This window comes from Amycolatopsis sp. NPDC114504 (genome assembly GCF_055633595.1).
In genome coordinates this window covers 801,502-822,297 of the sequence record NZ_JBVKDU010000001.1, presented here as the reverse complement: position 1 = coordinate 822,297, position 20,796 = coordinate 801,502, and the positions used below count along the sequence as shown (strand labels likewise).

Sequence of the window (20,796 nt, the reverse complement as noted above, 5' to 3'; positions counted from 1 at the left end):
CCGTTACCCGCGCGTTTCCGGCCGGCACCGTCGTGAAACGGTCTGGTGACGCGGTTCGGTAGGCGGACCGTGGGGGTGGGTCCGGCGGCGGTGAGGGCGAACACTCCCCGCACGTCCTTCCGAACCCCCCAGGGAGCCGCAGTGGAATACGGCTACGCCGAGGTGCCCGGCGGCCAGGTGCACTACGCGGTGCAGGGAAGCGGCCCGGCCGTGCTCCTCCTCCACCAGACCCCCCGCTCACTCGACGAGTTCCGCGAGCTGCGGCCACTGCTGGCCGCGGAACACCGGGTCATCGCGATCGACATGCCGGGGTTCGGCAACAGCTCCCCGCTGCCGGCTCCTCAGCACATCGAGGACTACGCCCGCGGCATCCTCGCGGCGCTGGACGCCCTCGGGGTGGACCGCACGGCGGTGGTCGGCCACCACACCGGCGGCGTGGTGGCGGTCGAACTGGCCGCCGCGGCGCCCGACCGGATCACGGCCGTCGTCCTGTCGTCCACCCCGTGGGCCGACGCGGGTTACCGTGCGTCGCATGTGGACGGACCCGGGGTCGACGACGCCGCCCGCGAACCCGGCGGCGGACACCTGCTCGCGTGGTGGGAGCAGCGGCGCCCCTACTACCCGAAGACCGCGACCGGCCTGCTCGACCGGTTCGTCCGGGACGCCTTGGCCCCCGGCGTCGACCCACGCGAAGGGCACCTGGCGTGCGCGCGGTACGAAATGGAGCGCCGGATCGGCGAGGTGCGTGCACCCGTGCTGCTCCTCGGCGCGGGCGACGATCCGTTCGCTCTGCCGGCCCTCGAACCCCTGAAGCAGAACCTGACCGCGGCCGCCGTCGTGGACCGAGCGGTGATCGAGCGGGGCACGGTCGCGCTCATGGAGGACAAGGCCGACGAGGTCGCGGCCGTGGTGCTGCCCTTCCTGCGCCGGTTCACCCGGTCCGCTGATTGAACCCGCGCGTTGCCGATGCCCCGGCACACCAACAAAAGTACGGCAACTCGACCGGCTCTCCCGGAGGCAGCTATGACACAACCACAACGGCAACAGACCAGGGCCGCGCTGGCCGGGTGGTTCGGCACCGCCGTCGAATTCTACGACTTCTTCGTCTACGGCCTGGCGGCGTCGCTGCTGTTCCCGAAAATCTTCTTCCCCGCCGCCGATCCGGTGGTGGGCACGCTGATTTCCCTCTCCACTTTCGGGGTCGGGTACGTCGCGCGCCCGTTCGGCGCCCTGCTGTTCGGGCACCTCGGCGACCGGATGGGCCGCAAGTCCATCCTGATCACCACACTGATGATGATGGGCGTCGCGACCACCGCGATCGGGCTGCTCCCGTCGTACGGCACCTGGGGCATCGCCGCGCCGGTGCTGCTGGTCGCGCTCCGGATCGTGCAGGGCGTGTCCCTGGGCGGTGAGTCCAGTGGCGCCGTCCTGCTCACCGTCGAGCACGCCGAGAAGCACCGGCGCGGGTTCTTCGGCGGGATCCTCAACACCGGCACCGCGGTCGGGACGATCCTGGCCAACGCGATGTTCCTGCTCGTGGCGCGGCTGCCCGAGGACGACCTGGTCGCCTGGGGCTGGCGGATCCCGTTCCTGGTGAGCGTGCTGCTCGTCATCGCGGGGCTGGTGATCCGGCTGGGACTGCGGGAAAGCCCGGAGTTCGCCGACGTCAAGGGCGCCGGCGCGGTGCACAAGCTGCCGCTGGTGGACGTCCTGCGCAAGTGCGGTGGCACGGTCGTCCTGGTGACGCTGGCGACGCTCGGCGCGGGCGTCATGATCACCGTGACATCGGTGTACGTGCTGACGTACGGCAAGACCGCGCTGGGACTGAGTACCTCGGCGATGCTCGACGTCCTGCTGCCCGGCTTGGTCGTCGTCGTGATCGGCGCGCCGTTGTACGGCAGGCTGGCCGACCGGATCGGGCCGAAGCCGGTCTTCGTCGCCACCGCGGCGTCGATGGTCGTGCTCCCGTTCGTCTGGTTCACCCTGCTGAACACCGGGAATTCGTGGTTGATGCTGCTCGGCTTCGCCCTGCTGTACGCCGGCTACGCGGGCAACTACGCGATGTTCCCGGTCTTCTTCTCCGAGGCGTTCCCGGTTTCGCTGCGGTTCAGCGGGATGGCGATCGGGTTCACCCTCGGCACGATCTTCGGCAACGCCTTCGCTCCCGCGATCAGCGCGTCGCTGCTGGAGTCGACCGGCACCTGGGTGTCCATCGCCGCGTACATGGCGGCCGCGTCGGCGGTGAGCCTGGTCGCCGGGCTGTTCCTCAAGGAAGCGCGGTCCGGGCAGCCTGCGGTCCTCCGCGAGGAGTCCGGAGCGCCGGCGGTATGAGGATCGGCGTCCGGGTTCCGCCGTGCGTTCCGCTGCCCGAGCTGGTGGCCTTCGTCCAGGAGGTCGAGCGACTGGGGTTCGACGACGTGTGGTTCCCGGACTCGCAGCTGCTGTGGCGGGACGTCTTCGCCACAGCGGCTGCGGCCGCCGCCGGCACGTCGAGGATCGGGCTCGGCACGGCGGTGACGAACGTCGTGACCCGGCACCCGTCGGTGGTCGCGGGCGCGGCGCGGACCGTGGCCGAGCTCGCACCCGGCCGGTTCGCACTCGGCGTCGGCGTGGGCAACAGCTCGGTCGTCCCGGCCGGGCTGACGCCGTCGACCCGGGCGGAACTCCGGTCCGGGCTTGAGGTGATCCGGTCCCTGCTGGCCGGTGAAGAAACCGAGTTCGGCGACGTCCGGTCGCGCCTGCGCGACCCGGTGGCCGTGCCCCTGCACTTGGCGGCGAGCGGGCCGCGGAACCTGCGGCTGGCCGGGGAGGTCGCGGACGGCGCGATCCTGCTGTCCGGCGTGGCTCCGGAGCCCCTGGAAGCCGCGATGCGGCAGGTGGCGGCCGGTGGGTCCGTGCCGATCACGGTGTCGGCGTTCTGCCGCGTCACGGACTCGGTGCGGCTCGACGCCCGGGAACTGAAGCCGGTGTGCCTGAGCATCGCGGCCAACGGCGGAGCGGCGTTCCTCGCCTCGGCGGGGGTGCACGTGCGCGTGCCCGAGCGGCTGCCGCAGCTGCGTCCGGACTTGCTGCACGCCGAGTCCTGGGACTCCGCGGTCCGGGCTTGTGAGTCCTTTGTGGACGACGAGACCGCCGAGCTGTTCGCCCGGCGGTTCTGCCTGTACGGCCCTGCCGCCGAAATCGCGGCGCGGCTGACCGAGCTGGCCCGGTCCGGCGTGTCGGCGGTGCTGCTGCAGCACGTCGGTTCGTACGACTTGCCGCGGCAGCTGGTCGCCGACGTCGCCGGCCGGGTGCTGCCCGCGGTGGGGCGTTAGCCGGCGAGGTCGAGCGCGATGTCGGTGATCATGTCCTCCTGACCACCCACCATGCCGCGCCGGCCGACCTCGACGAGAATCGCGCGGGTGTCCAGGCCGTACCGCACCGCGGCCGCCTCGGCGTGGCGCAGGAAGCTCGAGTAGACGCCCGCGTAGCCGAGGCTCAGCGTCTCGCGGTCGACCCGGACTTCCCGATCCTGCAACGGGCGCACCAGATCGTCCGCCGCGTCCATGAGCGGGAACAGCTCGCAGCCGTGGTCCCAGCCCATCAGGTCGGCCACCGCGATGAACGCTTCGAGGGGGCAGTTGCCCGCTCCGGCGCCCTGCCCGGCGAGGGAGGCGTCGACCCGGACCACGCCGTTCTCCACCGCGACCACGCTGTTGGCGACGCCGAGGGCGAGGTTGTGGTGGGCGTGGATGCCGATCTGCGTCTCCGGCTCGAGGACCTCCCGGTACGCGCGCACCCGGTCCCGGACGCCGTCCATGGTGAGCCGGCCGCCGGAGTCGGTGACGTAGACGCACGCGGCGCCGTAGGACTCCATGAGCTTGGCCTGCTTCGCCAGTTCGTCCGGTTCGGCCATGTGGGACATCATCAGGAAGCCGGCGACATCCATGCCGAGGTCGCGGGCGGCGCCGATGTGCTGGGCGGAGATGTCGGCTTCGGTGCAGTGGGTGGCGACGCGGACCGAGCGGACGCCGAGCCGGTGGGCCTCCCGCAGGTCGTGCAGTGTGCCGATGCCGGGCAAGAGCAGCGTGGTGGGAATGGCGTTTCGGGCGACGTCGCAGACCGCTTCGATCCACTCCCAGTCGGTGTGGGCGCCGACGCCGTAGTTGATGCTGGAGCCCGAAAGCCCGTCGCCGTGGGCGATTTCGATGGCCGCGACGCCGGCCGCGTCCAGTGCACCGGCGATCGCGCGCGCCTGCTCGACGGTGTAGCGGTGGCGGATGGCGTGCATGCCGTCCCGCAGGGTGACGTCCTGGATGTACAGGTCGCTCATCGGAGTCCCTCCTGGTGGGTTGCCATGCGTTCGGCGGTCCGCAGCGCGGCCGAGGTCATGATGTCGAGGTTCCCGGCGTAGGCGGGCAGGTAGTGCGCGGCGCCCTCGACTTCGAGGAACACCGAGACCTTGACCGCGTCGCCGGCGGGAACCAGGCGGTGCAGGGGGTCGTCGGCGGCGACCGTTTCGAACTGGACCTTCTGCTTGAGCCGGTAGCCGGGGACGTAGGCTTGCACCCGGCCCACCATCTCTTCGACTGACGCCGTGATGGCCCCGGTGTCCACAGTGTCCACTTCGGACACCAAGCAGTGCACGGTGTCGCGCATGATCAACGGCGGTTCGGCCGGGTTGAGGACGATGATCGCCTTGCCACGCGCGGCGCCGCCGACCTTTTCGATGGCGGCCGAGGTGGTTTCGGTGAACTCGTCGATGTTGGCCCGCGTGCCCGGGCCCGCCGAGCGCGAGGAGATGGAGGCGATGATTTCGCCGTAGTGCACCGGCGTCACCGCGCCGACCGCGGCCACGATCGGGATGGTGGCCTGGCCGCCGCAGGTGACCATGTTGACGTTGGGGGCGTCGAGGTGCTCGCCGAGGTTGACCGGCGGGACGACGTAGGGCCCGAGCGCGGCGGGGGTGAGGTCGATGACCGTGCGTCCTTCGCCGCGCAGCACCTCGTCGTGTCGGCGATGTGCGCCCGCGGAAGTCGCGTCGAAGACGTACTGGACGTCGGCGAACTCGTCGAGCCGGACGAGACCGTCGACGCCTTCGTGCGTGGTGGCGACCTTGAGCCGGCGGGCGCGGGCGAGCCCGTCGGAGTCGGGGTCGATCCCGGCCATGGCCGCGATGTCGAGGTGCTCGGACAGGCGCAGGACCTTGATCATGAGGTCGGTGCCGATGTTGCCCGAGCCGATGATGGCGACTTTGGCGCTCATGCTGGTTCCCCTTCGAAGCTGATCCCGACCTCGCCGAGGCCGGAGATCCGGGCGGTGAAGACGTCGCCGGGGGAGGCGGGCACCATCGGGCCGAGCGCTCCGGTGAGGACGATGTCGCCGGCGCGCAGCGGTTCACCCCGGCGGGCCAGCGTGGTGGCGAGCCAGGCCGCGGCGTTGAGCGGGTCGCCCAGGCAGTCCCGGCCGGTGCCCTGCGAGACGAGTTCGCCGCCGCGGTGCAGCTGCATCTCCACGTCGGCGGGCTCGACGTCGTCGAGGGCTTCGCGGGTGTCGCCGAGGACGAACAGGCCGGAGGAAGCGTTGTCGGCGACGGTGTCGACGATCGTGATGTCCCAGCCGGCGATCCGGCTGTCGACGATCTCCAGGGCCGGGGCGAGGAACGCGGTCGCCGCGCGGACGTCGGCGACCGAGCACTCCGGGCCGGGGAGGTCGGCGCCCAGGATCAGCGCGATCTCCGCTTCCACCTTGGGCTGCAGCAGCCGGCCGGCCGGGACGGTCCCGCCGTGGTCGAGGGCCATGTCGGAGAACAGTGCGCCGAAGTCGGGCTGGTCGACGCCCAGCTGCCGCTGCACGGCCGGCGAGGTCAGGCCGATCTTGCGCCCGACCAGGCGGTGCCCGGCCGCGAGCACGCGCTCGGTGGTGATTCGTTGCACCGCGTAGGCCGCGTCGAGGTCGCCGTCGGCGAAGAGATCGCGGATCGGCGGACACGGCGTGGCAGTGGCGGCCGCGGCCGCGAGCACCGCCGCGGCCTTGGGGACGGCCTCGTTCATCAGGGACCTCCGGAGCAGGGATCGTGACCCGCCAGGTATAGGCGGCGAGCCGGAGGTATGCCAAAGTCTGTTCCGTGACACGGAACGGCGAGAACGGAAACATGCTCGACAAGGCGGCCGCTGTGCTCACTGTCTACCGGCCGGACGGTGGTTCGTTCCGTTTGACGGAACTCGCTGCTCGGACCGGACTGACCAAGACCACGACGTTCCGCCTGGTCGGTGACCTCGTCCGGCTCGGGTTCCTGGAGCGCGTGGGGGAGAAGTACCGGCTGGGCGGCACCCTGTTCGAACTGGGTTCGCTGGTGCCTCGGCGTCAGGACCTCCGTGAAGCCGCTTTGCCGTTCCTGCAGGACCTGTTCGAGAGCACCCGCCAGACCGTCCACTTCGGCGTCCGCGAGGACCGCGAGGTCGTCTACGTCGAACGCATCCACGGCCACGACGCGGTACCGCTACCGTCCCGGATCGGCGGCCGGCTCCCCCTCACCTGCACGGCGATCGGCAAAGCGCTGCTCGCGTTCTCCGAGCCCGCGCTGACGGACGCGATCCTCGCGGATCCGCTGCCGCAGCTGACGCCGTTTTCGATCCTCGACCCGCTGCGGCTGCGTACAGCGCTGGAGCAGACGCAGGTTGCCGGCTTGGCGTACGAGGAGCAGGAGGCGGCGTTGGGGGTGAGCTGCATCGCGGCCCCGGTGTTCAGCGGCGCGTCGGTCGTGGCGGCGCTGTCGGTGGCGGTCCCGCGCGAACAGTTCCGGCCGGCGAACCTGGCCCCAGCGGTCCGGACGGCCGCGCTGGGCTTGTCACGGACACTGCGCCTGACCGCATGATTCGGACGCTCGATTACCCCATAGAGCCGCGTGTCGCGGTCAGGTCTACGCGGTGATCACCGCCGCATCGTCACCGACGATCTCGCAAGAGGTCACTGAAGCGGTGCGCGCCGCCGAGGACGCGGCCAAGAGGCGGGGTGCACGCGTCGATCGGCCCCGCCGGCCATGACGGCCGGGGCCGGCGGCGCCACGACGAACCTCAGGGGACCGGCGGGGAGGCCCCGAGTGCCGGCACGGCGCGGCACTCCGCACGGGTCAGGGCCATCCCGGGCCGCTTCAAGTCAGCTTCGCCGCCAGCACATCGAGCTGCGCGACGTCGGGTGGCTTCGCGAACAGCTCGTCGGCCCTCGCCCCGAGCGCTTGGCCGACCTTGCCCTGCAGATGGGCCGTGCGGCCGGCGTCGTCGGGAAAGAAGTCCACGATCGCGTACGTCGTCGGCCCGAGCTTGACGGCGAACCAGGGGTAAGTGGCCGGCTCGTCCTCGACCAGCGTGCGACCGGCGTTGAGGAACTCCTCGACGTCGGCCTCCTTGCCCGGCTGTGCTTCCAGCGTCACCAGCAGTCCCACCGTGACTGACATGCCTGCCTCCTGCGGTTCGTTCGATCTCTGGTGCGAACTGTGCGGAGGTGAGCATCAGGCGGTGCGGGCGGGCGGCGCATCGGCCCGCCGGGCCCGATATCGAGCGTGGTTGTCGACCTCTTGGGCCAGGCCGATCATCCCCGCTGACGTCGTGCTCGCGGCCGAACATCGACACCGGCTCGGCCAGTTGATGATTTGTGGCGCACGGCGGTTCGCCGCGACCCGCCGAACCTGAGAAAGGCGTGACCCATCACAGCAGCAACCAACCAACGACGCGCGCGGCTACTCCTGGAGTGAGTGCTTCCCGATCTCGAAGTCGCCGCGGGCGGCGCGTTCGCACACGCCGCGCCAGAATTCGAGGGCGGCGTACTCCATACCCAGCCCGAGTTCCAGCGTGATCATGCGGCCGGCGACCTCTTCGATGTGACCGAAGCGGCGCTGCATCTCTTCGTACTCGGCGATCCGGCGCTCGTGCTGCTCGACCTGCCCCTTCGCCAGCCGCGCGACGTCGTCCGGGCCGGCCAGCTCGCTGAAGAAGAGCTTGATCTCCGCCACGTCGCGCAGTTCGAAGTGCTCGTTCACCGGCTCAGCGACCCAGTCGCGCAGCACCTTGCGGCCGGCTTCGGTGATCGAGAACGTCTTGCGCCGGCGTCCGGAGTCCTCCTCGTCGAGCTCCAGAAGGCCGGCCTCCTCGAGCCGCTTGGGCTCCGAGTACAGCTGCGCGTGCGGGAAGTTCCAGAAGTAGCCCACCGATCGGCCGATCGCGCGCTTGAGGTCGTAGGACGTGGACGGCCCGCGCAGGGCGATCATCCCGAGCACCACGTACGACGTCGTCGACAACCGAACCGTTGACATGCTCCGAACCATATCGTAGGTTCGCAACCATCCGAAACAGATGGTCTGTATCGTACTGTCGCGACGGAGGGACGGTCATGGATCTGGGCACGGTTCTGCGCTGGACGGCGGAGCGTTATCCCCGGCGCCGCGCGGTGGGTGGCGCACGTCCCATGACCTACGCCGACTGGGACGCGTACACCGATCGGCTGGCCCGGGCGCTGGCCGCGCTCGGTGTCCGGCCCCGCGACCGGGTGGTCCTCTCGCTGGCCGGCGGGGAACCGCTGGCCAGCCTGCACCTGGCCGCGCAGAAGCTCGGTGCCGTCTCGGTGCCGCTCTCGTACCGGTTCGCGCCGCCCGAACTCGCCTACTGCGTCGCCGACGCCGAGCCCGCCCTGGTGATCACCGACGCCTCGACCGCGGCCCTCGCGGACGAAGCGCTGGCCGGCCTGCCCGCGGTGCCCCGGATCGCCTCCGGGCCGCCGGACGAGGACACCATCGAGCGCCTGGCACTGCGGCAGCCGAGCGGCGCCCCGGACGTCCGGGTGGCCGACACGGACATCAGCGTGATGCTCTACACCTCGGGCACCACCGGGAAACCGAAGGGCGTGCCGCGCACGCACTCCGCCGAGCACCACGCGGCGATCGCCCATCTGATCCAAAGTGGACAGTCCCGCTTCGACGCCACCCTCGGCGTGATGCCGCTGTTCCACACGATGGGGCTGCGCACCCTGCTGGCCACCCTGGTCGGCGCGGGAACCTGGGTGCCGCAGGTGAAGTTCGACGCGGACGAGGCGCTAGAGCTGATCACCGCCGAGGGGATCGGCTCGCTGTACCTGGTGCCGACGATCTACTGGTCGCTGGTGCGCACCGGCCGGCTCGCCGAGGCGCGGACCGTGCGCCGGCTGGCCTACGCGGGCTCGTCGATGACCCCGGCGCTGGCCGAGCGGCTCGCCGGAGCGCTGGAACCGGAGTCGTTCGTCAACCACTTCGGCAGCACCGAGATCTACACCTTCACCATCGGCCCGGACGTGCTCGCGAAGCCGGGGTCGGCGGGCCGCGCCGGCATCTTCTCCCGGGTCCGGCTGGTGGACCCGGACCCCGCCGCGCCGCCGGACGCCGAGGTGCGGCCGGGGGAGCAGGGCCAGATCGCCGTCTCGATGGCCAGCCCCGAAGCGTTCGCCGGGTACTGGCACCGGGCGGACGCCAACGCCAAGTCCATCCGCGACGGCTGGTACTTCCCCGGCGACCTGGCGAGCGCCGACGAGGACGGGGACCTCTGGGTCGCCGGCCGGGTCGACGACATGATCAACTCCGGCGGCGAGAACATCTACCCCGACGAGATCGAGGACGCGCTGATCCGCTGCGCCGCGGTGCGCGAGGTGGTCGTGGTCGGCATGGCCGACGACCGGTGGGGCCAGGCCGCCACCGCGTTCTTTATCCCCGCCGAAGGCATGACCCCCGAGCACGCGACGGCGGTGCTGGAGGCCTTCGTCCGCGAGCAGTCCGGGCTGCCGTCGTTGAAGCGCCCCAAGCGGTTCGTCGCCGTCGACACCATCCCCAAGTCCGGCGTGGGCAAGATCCTGCGCCGCGAACTGAGCTCCGGTAACTACCGCGCGCTGTCCGACAGCGCCGCAGAAGCAGGCAGGTGAGCCGCATGACCGCAGTCGCCGACAAACCGGCCAGGAGGACCGCCCGGATCGAGGACCCCGCGCTGCTCACCGGCCGCGGCCGGTTCCTCGACGACCTGGACCCGTTGCCGGGCACGCTGACCGCGGCGGTGGTGCGCAGCCCGCACCCGCACGCCAGGATCCGAAGCGTCGACCTCGAGCGGGCCCGCCGGCACCCCGGCGTCGCCGCGGTGATCGGCCCCGAGGAGGTCAAGGCGACCCTGCGCCCGTTCCCCTTGGCGCTCAAGGCACCCATGCCGTACTACCCGACGGCCACGGACAAGGTGCGTTTCGTCGGCGAACCGGTCGCGGTGGTCGTCGCCAACGACCGGTACCTGGCCGAAGACGCCGCGGAGCTCGTCGAGATCGACTACGAGCCGCTGCCGCCGGTGGTCGACGTCGAGAAGGCGCTGCTGCCGGACGCGCCGCGGCTGCACGAGGACGCGGACGGCAACGTCGCCACCGACCGGACCTTCAGCTTCGGCGACGTGGACGGCGTGTTCGCCCGGGCGGATCACGTGGTGAAGGGCAAGTACGACTTCCCGCGCTACTCGTCCACACCGATGGAGTGCTACTCGGTCGTCGCCGAGTGGCAGGACGAAGGGGACGGCCCGGCCATCCAGGCGTGGGCGAACTTCCACGGCCCGTTCTCCATGGTCGCGGTCCTGGCCGGCGCGTTCGGCCTGCCGACGTCGCGGATCCGGCTGATGATCCCGGCCGACAACGGCGGCAGCTTCGGCATCAAGGCGGGCATCTACCCCTACGTCGCGCTGATGGCGCTGGCCAGCAAGCACGCGGGACGGCCGGTGCGCTGGACCGAGGACCGCATCGAGCACCTGCTGGCCAGCTCGGCCGGCTCGGACCGGGCGATGTGGTTCGAGGCCGCCGTCTCGGCCGACGGCACGGTGCAGGCGCTCCGCGCCGACCTGGTGGACAACGTGGGGGCCTACCTGCGGCCGCCGGAACCCAGCACGCTCTACCGCTGCTTCGGCAACATCACCGGCGCCTACAAGATCGACGCCGTCGAGATCCGCTCGCGGGCCGTGGTCACGAACAAGACGCCCACCGGGCTCAACCGCGGCTTCGGCGGCCAGCAGCTGTACTTCGGCCTGGAACGGCTGATGGACAAGGTCGCCGAGACCTGCGGGCTGGACCCGGTCGAGCTGCGCAAGCGGAACTTCGTGCGCCACGAGGACTTCCCGTACGCCACCCCGACCGGCGGCATCTACGACTCGGGCGACTACCACCGCGCGCTCGACATGGTCGTGAAGAACGCGAACTACCAGGCCCTGCGCGAAAAGCAGCGGGAAGCGCGGGCGCGGGGCGAGTACTTCGGCCTCGGCGTGGCCACCATCGTCGACCCGTCCGCGACCAACATCGGCTACGTCGGCCTGGCCACTCCGGCCGAGCAGCGGGCGTCCGGGCGCGGCAAGTCCGGTTCCACCGAGCACGTCCGGATCAGCGTCGACCCCAACGGGCTGGTCTCGGTGCTGCTGGGCACCGTGCCGCAGGGCCAGGGCCACGCCACCGTCGCCCAGCAGGTGGTCGCCGACCAGCTCGGCCTGCCGCTGGACCAGGTGCGCCCGCTCGTCGAGATGGACACCGCCACCACCCCGTGGACGATCAGCTCGGGCAGCTACTCCTCGCGGTTCGCACCGCTGCTGACCAGCGCGCTGGTGGAGGCCGCGGAAAAGGTCGCGGAGACGATCAAGATCGCCGGTGCCACCCTGCTCGGCGTCACGGCCGACGAGGTGGAGCTGGCCGAGGGCCGGATCCGGCTGCGCGCCGAGCCGAGCCGGGCGGTCTCGTTCAAGCACGCCGCCGGGCTGGTGCACTGGGACCCCGGCTCGCTGCCGGAAGGCACCTCCGCGCGCCTGTACGAGGAGGCCGCGTTCACCCCGCCGCAGTCGAAGGCGGCCAGCCGCTCGGACCAGATCAACTCGAGCCTGTGCTACGGCTTCGTCGCCGAACTCGCCGTCGTCCGGATCGACGCGGAGACCCGCGAGGTGAAGCTCGAGCAGGTGGTCACCGTGCACGACGCCGGCACGATCCTCAACCCGACCCTGCTCGAAGGCCAGGTGCACGGCGCCCTCGCGCACGCACTGGGCGGCGCGCTGTTCGAGGAGATGCGCTACACCGACGCCGGGCAGCCCACGGCCACCTTCATGGACTACCTGTGCCCGACCTCCGCCGAAACCACGTTCGAGCTGAACAGCGACCACCTGGAAACGCCGTCGCCGCTGACCCGGCTCGGCGCGAAGGGCTGTGGCGAAGGCAGCTGCATGAGCCTCCCGGTCGCGATCGCCAACGCGGTCGCGGACGCGCTCGCCCCAGCCGGCGTCGACGTCACCAGCCTGCCCCTGCACGGAAACGTGCTCCACGAGCTGCTGACCGGCAGCACTCCGGAAGACGAAAGGAACCACTGACGATGGCACTCACCGGAGGCGAGATCAGGCTCGACCGCGGCCACGAAGGCCGGGTCGCCTACCTGACCCTCGATCACGGCAAATACAACATCATCACCTGGGAGACCCGCCAGGTGATGGCCGACCGGTTCGCCGAGATCGACGCCGACGACGAGATCAAGGTCGTCGTCGTCCAGGCCGCAGGGGAGCACTTCTCCTCCGGCGGCGACATCGCCGGGTTCATGGAGGTCGACCCGATCGACTTCACCGACCTGGGCCAGAACGTCACCGCCGCGGCGCGCAGCCCCAAGCCGGTGATCACCGCCGTCGACGGCTACTGCTTCGGCGTCGGGCTCGAGCTCGCGCTGTCCACCGACATCCGGGTGGCGACCAAGCGCGCCGAGTTCGCGCTGCCGGAGATGCGGCTGGGCATGATCCCCGGCTCCGGCGGCACGCAGCGCCTCGCCCGGCTGATCGGCCTCTCCCGCGCGAAGTACCACGTGATGACCGCGTCGCGGATCAACGCGCAGCAGGCCGGCGACTGGGGCCTGGTGGCGAACGTGGTCGAGGACCGCGCCGCGCTGGACGCCGAGGTGGAGCGGATCGTGGGCGCGCTGCTCGGGTTCTCCCCGCTGGCCGCCCGCACCGCCAAGGAGGTGCTCGACAAGGGCATCGACGCGCCGCTGTACTCCGGGATCGAGCTGGAGCGCAAGGCGTACTCGATGCTGCGCTCCAGCAAGGACTTCGCCGAGGGCGTCGCCGCGTTCACCGACAAGCGCGCGCCGAAGTTCCAGGGGCGGTGAGGTGAAACCATGAAGGCCGCACCGTTCGCTTACGTCCGGCCGTCGAGTCTGCCCGACGCGATCGCCGAACTGGCGGGCACGGGCGGCGGCGGCAAGGTCATCGCCGGTGGGCAGTCGCTGGTGCCGGTACTGGCCATGCGGCTCGCCCGCCCGGAAACCCTGGTGGACATCAACTCCGTCGCGGAGCTCGACCGGATCGGCACCGTGGGCGGGTACCTGGAGATCGGCGCCACGGTGCGCCAGCGCCGGGTCGAGCGGGACCCGGTCGCCGCCACGGTTCCCTTGCTGGGCATGGCCTTGCCGTGGGTCGGGCACCGGGAGCTGCGCAGCCGGGGCACCGTGTGCGGCAGCCTCGCGCACGCCGACCCGGCCGCCGAGCTGCCGGCCGTGGCGTGCTGCCTGAACGCCGAACTGACCGTGACCGGCCCTGGCGGCGCCCGCCGGGTGCCGGCGCGGGAGTTCTTCTCCGGCGCGATGACGACCGCACTCGGGGCCGACGACATCCTGACCGCGGTGCGGTTCCCGGTCGCGGGGACGGGTGAGGGCTTCGGGTTCGCCGAAATCGCGCGCCGGCACGGCGACTTCGCGCTCGCCGGGGTCGTCGCCCGGGTCCGGGTGCGCGGCGCGGAGACCGACGCGGAGCTGACCGGGTTCGGCGTGTCCGACCGCCCGGTCACCCGCTCGGTCAGTGGTGAGCTGGGCGCCGCGCTGAGCGGCGGCGACGTGAGCAGGGCCCTGGCCGACCCGCTCACCGCGGTGGCGGAGGAGCTGGTCGACACCGAAGGCGACGCCCACGCGTCGCGCGACTACCGCCGCCGGCTGTTCCGGACGCTGGCGGTCCGGGAACTGGGCAAGGCATACGAGCGCGCTCGCCGGAGCGCCGGTGAGGTGGACTCGTGACGACCGAAGCGTTGGCACAGAACGGAAAACCCCGGGCCGTCAAGGCCGCGGTGGACGACCTCGTCGAGGTCAGGATGACGGTGAACGGCACGCCCGCCGTGCTCAGCCTGCCCGCGCGGGTCACGCTCGCCGACGCGCTGCGCGACCACCTCGGGCTCACCGGCACGCACGTGGGCTGCGAGCACGGCGTGTGCGGGATGTGCACGGTGCTCGTGGACGGCGAGGCGGCCCGGGCCTGCCTGCTGTTCGCGGTCCAGCTCGACGGGACGGACATCGTCACCGTCGAGGGCCTCGGCCGGCCGGACGACCTGCACCCGCTGCAGGAATCCTTCGGCCGCAACCACGCGCTGCAGTGCGGTTTCTGCACGCCGGGCTTCTTGATGAGCTCGTACGACCTGCTGACCACCAAGCCCGAGGTGACCTCGGAGGAACTGCCCGAGGAGCTGTCCGGCGTCATCTGCCGCTGCACCGGTTACCGCAACATCCTCACCGCGGTCAAGGAAACCCAGGAGGCACACCCCGACGGCCTTCCCGCCCCGGGCAACTGCGCGCACCGCGCGCTCGTCGGCCGGGCCACCGGGCAGGCGGGCGGCAGCACCGACGGCCGCGAGGCCGCCGAGCACACCGAGGACACCCGCCGGATCGACATCGTGCTGCCGGCCGGGGATCCGACGATCGCCGTCGACATCAAGACCGAGATCGGCGTACCGGTGGACGCGGTGTGGCGCGTGGTCGACGACATCTCGTTGCTCGCCCGCTGCCTGCCCGGCGCGGAGCTCACCGAAGACCTGGGCGACGACCACTACGCCGGCCGCGCGCGCGTGTCGGTGGGTCCGATCAAGCTCGCCTTCAAGGGCGTCGCGCACGTCGTCGAACACGACCGCGCCGGTCAACGCCTGCGTGTCCTCGCGCAGGGGCAGGACACCGGGGGCGCACAGACCCAGGCCGACATCGTGTTGCGCACCGAAGCCACGGCCACCGGCACCGCCCTGCGGGCCGAGGCGAAGGTGTACCTCACCGGGCGCATCGCGCAGTTCGGCCGGGCGCTGGCCGGGGACGTCAGCCGGCGCATGTTCGAGCAGTTCGCGGACGCCCTGGGCGAGGCCGCGACGTCCGGGCAGGCGCCCAGCGGCCCGGTCAAGGCGCCGAGCGCGCTGAAACTCCTGTTCGCCCCGCTGATCGACCGGATCCGGGCCGTCCTGCGCCGGAAGTCCCGCTGATCCCGGTCCCTATCCCGTAAGGGGAAAACCTTGGCACCCGATATCGCACCACGGTCAAAGTCGCCTCGTGCCGCGGTATTCGCTTCCGTCGCCGGCTGGTCCTTCGACCTGTTCGACCTGTTCCTGCTGCTGTACGTGGCCGGGCCGATCAGCAAGAACATCTTCCCGAGCTCCAGCCCGACCCTGGCCATCGCCGCGGTGTTCGGGTCGTTCGCGGTCACCGTCGTGATGCGCCCGGCGGGCGCCGCGATCTTCGGTGAGCTGGCGGACCGCAAGGGGCGCAAGGGAACCATGGTGCTCGTGATGGGCGGCGTCGGCGTCACCACGGCCGCGATGGGGCTGGTCCCGTCGCACGCCGCGGTGGGCGTGCTCGCGCCGATCCTGTTCCTGGCGCTGCGCGTCGCGCAGGGTCTGTTCGTCGGCGGCGTCACCGCGACCACCCACACCCTCGGCACGGAGAGCATCGGCGCGCGCTGGCGCGGCCTGATGAGCGGGCTGATCGGGGCCGGGGGAGCGGGTCTCGGTGCGGCGCTGGCCAGCGTGGCCTACATCGTGGTGACGGCGCTCTTCCCCGGCCCGGCGTTCGACCAGTGGGGCTGGCGGGTGCTGTTCTTCTGCGGCCTGCTCAGCGCGCTGCTGAGCCTGTTCGTGCTGCGCAAGGTCGAGGAATCCCCGGAGTTCCGGGCGAAACGGCGCGCGCCGGTGGCGTTCCGGGAGCTGGTCCGCGGCCGCGGCAAGAAGATCCTCGCGCTCAACGTCGCGGTGGCCGCCGGTGGCGGTGCGCAGTACTACCTGACGTCGGGGTATCTGCCCACGCTGCTCAGCGAGGTGGTCGGGGTCCCGGCCGGGCAGCGCGGCACCATCCTGCTGGTCAGCAGCGTCCTGGTGATCGGGGCCGCGATCGCCGCGGGCCACTTGAGCGAACGGCTCGGCCGCCGCCGGACCATGCTCGGGTTCGGCCTGGTCAACCTCTTCGCGTTGCCGTTGCTGACCTGGGGCATCGCCTCCGCCGGGAGTGGTCGCGGCACGGTCGTGGCCCTGCTGTGCGTGGTCATGGTGATGCTGTCCAACGCCGCGTACGCGCCGCTGATGATCTTCCTCAACGAGCAGTACCCGACCGAGCTGCGCGCCCGGGGCACCGCGGTGAGCTGGAACCTCGGCTTCATGCTCGGCGGGCTGATGCCGACCCTGGTCAGCTTGCTCAGCCCGGAGCTGTCGGACGTCCCCTCGCGGCTCGCGATCTTCTTGGTGGGGGTGACCTTGGTGTTCGTCATCGCGCTCCTGGCCGGCCCGGAAACCCGGGGAGCGCTCGACCGCGAGCGCGGCGCCCGCGCTGTCGCCGACGACGTCACTTCCGCCTGACGGCGGCCGGGCCGCGGTACGGCGAAGGCCTTCCGCGCGACCACGCGGTCCTGGGACGCCGACGGTCTCGACGCGAGTGTCGTCGCGGACCCGGTTTCGAAAGCTGCGTTGCCCGGGGCGTTTGTCGCCACGGGAGACCGGCAGCACCGAACCCAGGCTCGCGGCACTCCGCGCGACCGAGCGCCGGTCGTCCAGTTCGGACCTTGACACCTGCCAGGACCGACCATAAGCTCCCGACTTACGTTCCGTTCCGGATCGTAACGTATCTCAGGGAGGTTCCTGTGGCTGACCCCGGTCGAGATCTCCGTGACGACCTCGTGCTCGGTTACCGGATTCTGGGCCTGCGCGGTCTCGGTCTCGGCCTGCTCGCCCACCTCACCGCGCGGCTGCCCGGATCCGAGACCTTCTGGACCTACCAGTTCGGGCAAAGCGTGGAGGAAGTCCGGATCGAGGATCTTCGGGAGGTGGACTTCGAGCTGAACGTCGTGCGCGGGGAAGGAGCGATCAACCCTTCACTGCGTCTGCACGGCGAAATCTACGCCGCCCGCCCGGACGTCCTGTGCATCGCGCACCACCACGGTGACAACGCGGTCGCCCTCGGCGCGCTGAATCGGAATCTTGTTCCGTTCGATCGCAACGCGGCGCGATGGGCGGGCGAGATCGATCTCACGGCCGACATCGAAAGCCTGCCGCTCGCGGAGCAGGGACCGGTGGTCGCCCGCCTGCTCGCGAAGAACAAGGCCCTGCTGATGAAACACCACGGCGTGATCGTGACCGGGACGTCGGTCGCCGATGCCGTGGTGTCCACCATCGAGCTGGAACGGTCCTGCGGAGTGCAGCTCAAGGTCATGGCGTGCGGGGAGCCCGAGCTGATGACCTCGACGGAGATCGAGGACTCCCGGGTCCTCGGCGGCGAGGTGATGATCAAGGGGACCTGGGACTACCACCTCCGGACCCTGCACCGGCGTGGACTCGCCGGCGACATCGACTGATCCGACGCTCGAACGGGAGCCCAGCATGAACCACAAGACCTCGACGACCCACCGCGTCTTCGACCGGGAAACGCCGATCGCCCTGACCATCGACGACGGTGACACCGTCGATTTCGACTGTCCTTCGATCTTCGACTGGGGGCCGGACGCGTCCGTCGACGACCTGCTGGGCATGGACTTCGTCCACCCGCACATCCTCACCGGCCCGGTGGCCGTCCGCGGCGCGGAACCGGGTGACGCGCTCGCGATCGACATCCTCGACGTGCGGGTCACGACACCACAGGGGATCACCGCGTTCATGCCCGGTTTCGGGCTGCTCGCCGACGACTTCGACGAGTGCCACGTCCACGTCGTCCGGTACGTCGACAAAATGGCCGAAATCAAAGAGGGGGTGCGGGTTCCCCTGGAACCGTTTCTCGGCATCATGGGCGTGGCGCCGGCTGCGTTCGGGGAACATTCCACCATTCCGCCCCGGCCCATCGGCGGTAACCTCGACAACCGCCATTTCCGTCCGGGAACCCGGCTGATCCTGCCGGTCGAGGTCTCCGGCGCCCTGTTCTCCTGCGGGGACGGGCACGCCGCGCAGGGCGACGGAGAAGTGTGCGGCACCGCCGTCGAGACCAGCGTCGCGGCGACCCTGCGGTTCCACGTGCTTCCCGGCGCGGCACCGTCTTCGCCCCGCGCACTGGTCAGCGAACCCCTCGAACGGACGCCGGACCGTGGTCATCTCGTCACCACCGGCATCGGTGACGACCTCCACGAAGGTGCCCGTCAGGCCGTCCGGTCGATGATCGATCTTCTGGTCGCCGAGCGAGGGCTGACCCGGCAAGAGGCGTACGTCCTGTGCAGTGTCGCGGCTGATCTGAAGATCAGTGAGATCGTCAACGCGCCGAACTGGATGGTCAGCGCCTACCTCCCGCTGACGGTTTTCCCGGAAGGATCCTGACAAATGGTGAACGCACAGAACATCGCCGATCGCTGTGTCGATGCCTACAACGAAGCCGATCGAGCCGCGCTGGCCGGGGCGGTCGCCTCGTTGTGGGCCCCTGATGGTGCCCATTTCGGTGGGTTTTCCGCCCAGGGGCACGACGATCTGGTGCGCGGAATCGATCGGATGCGCGTCGAAAAGGTCGAGCCCGCCGGTCTCGCCTTCCGGCTCGGGTCCAAAGTGTACAGTCAAGAGAACCTCATCATGTTTCTCTGGGACGCCGTCACCGAGTCTGGCCCTCCCCTCGCGACCGGTGCGACGGTCATCAAGACGACGCCGGACGGCCGAATCCAGACCGACTACAGCTTCACGTTCGTCGATGACGATCCTGATCAGCGTGCCGCCCAGGAGCTGGCAGACGGGTTCGCCGCCGTCTTCAACGAACCCGATCCGGGAGCCCGGGCCGGCCTGGTCGGCAAGCTCTGGACGCCGGAGGGCCTGCACCACGGACACTTCGTCGCCGAAGGACACCAGGCGATCACCGGCGGAATCGCGCAGTCCTTCCAGCAGAACAACGTGGAAGGCCGGATCCGGTTCGGGTCGCGCCGGCACGCGATGCGCAAGGGTGACGCGGTTTTCTTCCTCTGGGACATCATTCCGCTGGACAGCCCGGATTCCTCCGTGGCAGTGGGAGCGGAAATCCTCTTTCTCGCGGACGACGGCAGGGTCGCCGCGGACTACACCATCATGCTCGAAGACGGCTGAGCCCTACCCCCGAACAACCACGAGAAGGTGAGCACGGATGAGCGTGCGGGTCGAGGGTGTCACGAAGAGCTACGGGGCGACGGTGGTGCTGAAAGGTGTCAGCTTCACCGCACCCACCGCTCGCGTCGTGGGTGTGCTCGGTGAGAACGGCGCGGGCAAGTCGACGTTGGTCAAGATACTCGCCGGCGCCATCCGCCGCGACGCCGGGCGAATAGCGGTCGGTGACGTTCCCTTGCGGGCGGGTAGTCCGCGCGAAGCCCTGCGTGCGGGTGTCGCGCTGGTACCGCAGGAACTCGCCTACCTGCCGAACCTGAGCGTGGCGGAAAACATCCTGCTCGGGCGGTTGCCCAGGCACAACGGCGTCGTTTCCCGGCGCGGAATGCTGCTTCAGGCCCGGCACTTCGCCGATCGGGTGGGGTTGCGGGTTTCCCTCGACAGACCGATGTCGCAGCTCTCCCTCGCGGACGCGCAACTGGTCGAGATCGCCAAGGGGATCGCCCGAAACGCTCGTGTCCTGCTTCTCGACGAACCGACGGCGGCGTTGTCGCAGCAGGATTCCGAACGTCTTTTCGCGACGGTGGCCGCCTTGGCCGGCGAAAACGTCACGGTGCTGTGCATCTCCCACCGCCTCGACGAGGTCCTGGCGCACACGGACTCGTGCGTCGTGCTCCGGGACGGCCGGGTCGCGTTGGACTCGCCCACGTCGGAGGTCACCGAGCGGGATCTCGTGGGCAGCATGCTCGGCCGCTGGAAGACCGCGCCCGGCCGGCGAGCACGATCGGTTCGGACGGACCGAGCCGTCATCGAACTCCAGGGTGTGAGCCACACCGGCGCGAACGGTCTGCGAGACGCCTCCTTCCACGTACGCGGTGGGGAAGTCGTCGGCCTTTTCAGCGCGCGCGGCGGCGGACAGGAGGCGGCGCTGGAGACGGTGACCGGACTGCGCCCGCACCAGCGGGGCCGGGTGCTGGTCGACGGCCGGGACACCGGGACGATCCGGAACGTTCGTGAAGCCAGGAAACGGGGAATCGTCGGGGTGCCGCCGGATCGTCAACGCGGCGGCCTCGTCCTGACCGGCAGCGTGGTGCACAACGCCGCGCTGCCCCAACTCGGAAAACTCGCCCGTGCCGGCATCATGAGACCCCGTCTCGAGCGTGCGGTGCTCGACGGGATCGCGACGGGGTTCGCGCTCAAGTTCCGGGCGCCGGACCAGCCGGTCGGGGCACCTCAGCGGGGGGAACCAGCAGAAGGTGCTGGTGGGTTCCCGCATCGCGGTCGGGCACCGGCTCATCGTCCTGCACGAACCCACCCGCGGTGTCGATGTCGGTGCCCGGCGGGAAATCCACCGGCGGCTGTCCGTCCTCGCCTCCTCCGGTTCGGCGGTGCTGTTCGCCAGCACGGACGTCGAGGAAGCCGTCGAGCTGGCGGATCGGCTCTACATCCTGAGGGACGGAAAGGTCATCGGCGAGCTGACCGGTGATG

At 70.6% G+C, this 20,796-nt stretch carries 19 protein-coding genes; 14 read left to right on the top strand and 5 right to left on the bottom strand.

Annotated elements, in window-relative coordinates; translation table 11 throughout:
• Window positions 1-141: 141 nt before the first annotated feature.
• The 3 genes from ACZ7PG_RS03935 (at window position 142) to ACZ7PG_RS03925 (ending at window position 3,314) form a co-directional block, all read left to right on the top strand.
• Window positions 142-951, top strand: coding sequence for an alpha/beta fold hydrolase (locus tag ACZ7PG_RS03935; RefSeq protein WP_470237584.1), 810 nt, complete (start codon window positions 142-144; stop codon window positions 949-951).
• 72 nt (window positions 952-1,023) lie between these two features.
• Entirely contained in the window at window positions 1,024-2,331 is a 1,308-nt protein-coding gene (locus ACZ7PG_RS03930; protein WP_470237583.1) for an MFS transporter, read from the top strand.
• Window positions 2,328-3,314: an LLM class flavin-dependent oxidoreductase gene (locus tag ACZ7PG_RS03925; RefSeq protein WP_470237582.1), complete on the top strand. Its 987-nt coding sequence runs from the start codon at window positions 2,328-2,330 to the stop codon at window positions 3,312-3,314. The genes ACZ7PG_RS03930 and ACZ7PG_RS03925 overlap by 4 nt, the downstream gene beginning before the upstream one ends.
• On the opposite strand, the gene dmpG is transcribed toward ACZ7PG_RS03925, so the two are convergent.
• The 3 genes from dmpG to ACZ7PG_RS03910 are packed head-to-tail and all read right to left on the bottom strand — an operon-like array spanning window position 3,311 to window position 6,032.
• On the bottom strand, window positions 3,311-4,312 hold the full coding sequence (dmpG, locus tag ACZ7PG_RS03920) for a 4-hydroxy-2-oxovalerate aldolase (protein WP_470237581.1): 1,002 nt from the start codon (window positions 4,310-4,312) through the stop codon (window positions 3,311-3,313). The genes ACZ7PG_RS03925 and dmpG overlap by 4 nt on opposite strands.
• Window positions 4,309-5,244: an acetaldehyde dehydrogenase (acetylating) gene (locus ACZ7PG_RS03915; RefSeq protein WP_470237580.1), complete on the bottom strand. Its 936-nt coding sequence runs from the start codon at window positions 5,242-5,244 to the stop codon at window positions 4,309-4,311. Before ACZ7PG_RS03915 ends, dmpG begins: the two co-directional genes overlap by 4 nt.
• Window positions 5,241-6,032: a 2-keto-4-pentenoate hydratase gene (locus ACZ7PG_RS03910; RefSeq protein WP_470237579.1), complete on the bottom strand. Its 792-nt coding sequence runs from the start codon at window positions 6,030-6,032 to the stop codon at window positions 5,241-5,243. Before ACZ7PG_RS03910 ends, ACZ7PG_RS03915 begins: the two co-directional genes overlap by 4 nt.
• Window positions 6,033-6,106: 74 nt before the next feature.
• Between ACZ7PG_RS03910 and ACZ7PG_RS03905 the strand changes: the two genes are divergently transcribed.
• Window positions 6,107-6,856, top strand: a complete 750-nt coding sequence (locus ACZ7PG_RS03905) for an IclR family transcriptional regulator (protein ID WP_470237578.1) — start codon at window positions 6,107-6,109, stop codon at window positions 6,854-6,856.
• Window positions 6,857-7,132: 276 nt separating this feature from the next.
• On the opposite strand, the gene ACZ7PG_RS03900 is transcribed toward ACZ7PG_RS03905, so the two are convergent.
• Window positions 7,133-7,435, bottom strand: a complete 303-nt coding sequence (locus tag ACZ7PG_RS03900; RefSeq protein WP_470237577.1) for a putative quinol monooxygenase — start codon at window positions 7,433-7,435, stop codon at window positions 7,133-7,135.
• 282 nt (window positions 7,436-7,717) lie between these two features.
• Window positions 7,718-8,290 (bottom strand): PadR family transcriptional regulator, encoded by a 573-nt coding sequence (locus ACZ7PG_RS03895; protein ID WP_470237576.1) that lies wholly within the window; start codon window positions 8,288-8,290, stop codon window positions 7,718-7,720.
• Between the two features lie 77 nt (window positions 8,291-8,367).
• On the opposite strand from ACZ7PG_RS03895, the gene ACZ7PG_RS03890 reads away from it, so the two are divergent.
• The 10 genes from ACZ7PG_RS03890 to ACZ7PG_RS03845 all read left to right on the top strand — a co-directional run bounded on the left by ACZ7PG_RS03890 (window position 8,368) and on the right by ACZ7PG_RS03845 (window position 20,794).
• Entirely contained in the window at window positions 8,368-9,921 is a 1,554-nt protein-coding gene (locus ACZ7PG_RS03890; protein WP_470237575.1) for a class I adenylate-forming enzyme family protein, read from the top strand.
• Between the two features lie 5 nt (window positions 9,922-9,926).
• Window positions 9,927-12,365 carry a xanthine dehydrogenase family protein molybdopterin-binding subunit gene (locus ACZ7PG_RS03885; RefSeq protein WP_470237574.1) on the top strand — a complete coding sequence of 813 codons (2,439 nt, stop codon included), beginning with the start codon at window positions 9,927-9,929 and terminating at the stop codon, window positions 12,363-12,365.
• Between the two features lie 2 nt (window positions 12,366-12,367).
• Window positions 12,368-13,147, top strand: a complete 780-nt coding sequence (locus ACZ7PG_RS03880; protein WP_470237573.1) for an enoyl-CoA hydratase/isomerase family protein — start codon at window positions 12,368-12,370, stop codon at window positions 13,145-13,147.
• 9 nt (window positions 13,148-13,156) lie between these two features.
• Complete coding sequence (locus tag ACZ7PG_RS03875) at window positions 13,157-14,047, top strand: FAD binding domain-containing protein (RefSeq protein ID WP_470237572.1); 891 nt, start codon at window positions 13,157-13,159, stop codon at window positions 14,045-14,047.
• Complete coding sequence (locus ACZ7PG_RS03870; RefSeq protein WP_470237571.1) at window positions 14,044-15,267, top strand: xanthine dehydrogenase family Fe-S subunit; 1,224 nt, start codon at window positions 14,044-14,046, stop codon at window positions 15,265-15,267. The genes ACZ7PG_RS03875 and ACZ7PG_RS03870 overlap by 4 nt, the downstream gene beginning before the upstream one ends.
• A 30-nt stretch (window positions 15,268-15,297) precedes the next feature.
• Complete coding sequence (locus ACZ7PG_RS03865; protein ID WP_470237570.1) at window positions 15,298-16,629, top strand: MFS transporter; 1,332 nt, start codon at window positions 15,298-15,300, stop codon at window positions 16,627-16,629.
• A 203-nt stretch (window positions 16,630-16,832) separates the two neighbouring features.
• A complete protein-coding gene (locus ACZ7PG_RS03860) occupies window positions 16,833-17,621 on the top strand; it encodes a class II aldolase/adducin family protein (RefSeq protein ID WP_470237569.1) in 789 nt (262 codons plus the stop codon).
• A 25-nt stretch (window positions 17,622-17,646) separates the two neighbouring features.
• Window positions 17,647-18,567 carry an acetamidase/formamidase family protein gene (locus ACZ7PG_RS03855; RefSeq protein WP_470237568.1) on the top strand — a complete coding sequence of 307 codons (921 nt, stop codon included), beginning with the start codon at window positions 17,647-17,649 and terminating at the stop codon, window positions 18,565-18,567.
• 3 nt (window positions 18,568-18,570) lie between these two features.
• The gene (locus tag ACZ7PG_RS03850) at window positions 18,571-19,314 is read left to right on the top strand and encodes a hypothetical protein (RefSeq protein ID WP_470237567.1); all 744 of its coding nucleotides are present in this window, start codon (window positions 18,571-18,573) and stop codon (window positions 19,312-19,314) included.
• A gap of 37 nt (window positions 19,315-19,351) precedes the next feature.
• Window positions 19,352-20,794: an ATP-binding cassette domain-containing protein gene (locus ACZ7PG_RS03845; RefSeq protein WP_470237566.1), complete on the top strand. Its 1,443-nt coding sequence runs from the start codon at window positions 19,352-19,354 to the stop codon at window positions 20,792-20,794.
• Window positions 20,795-20,796 lie beyond the last annotated feature (2 nt).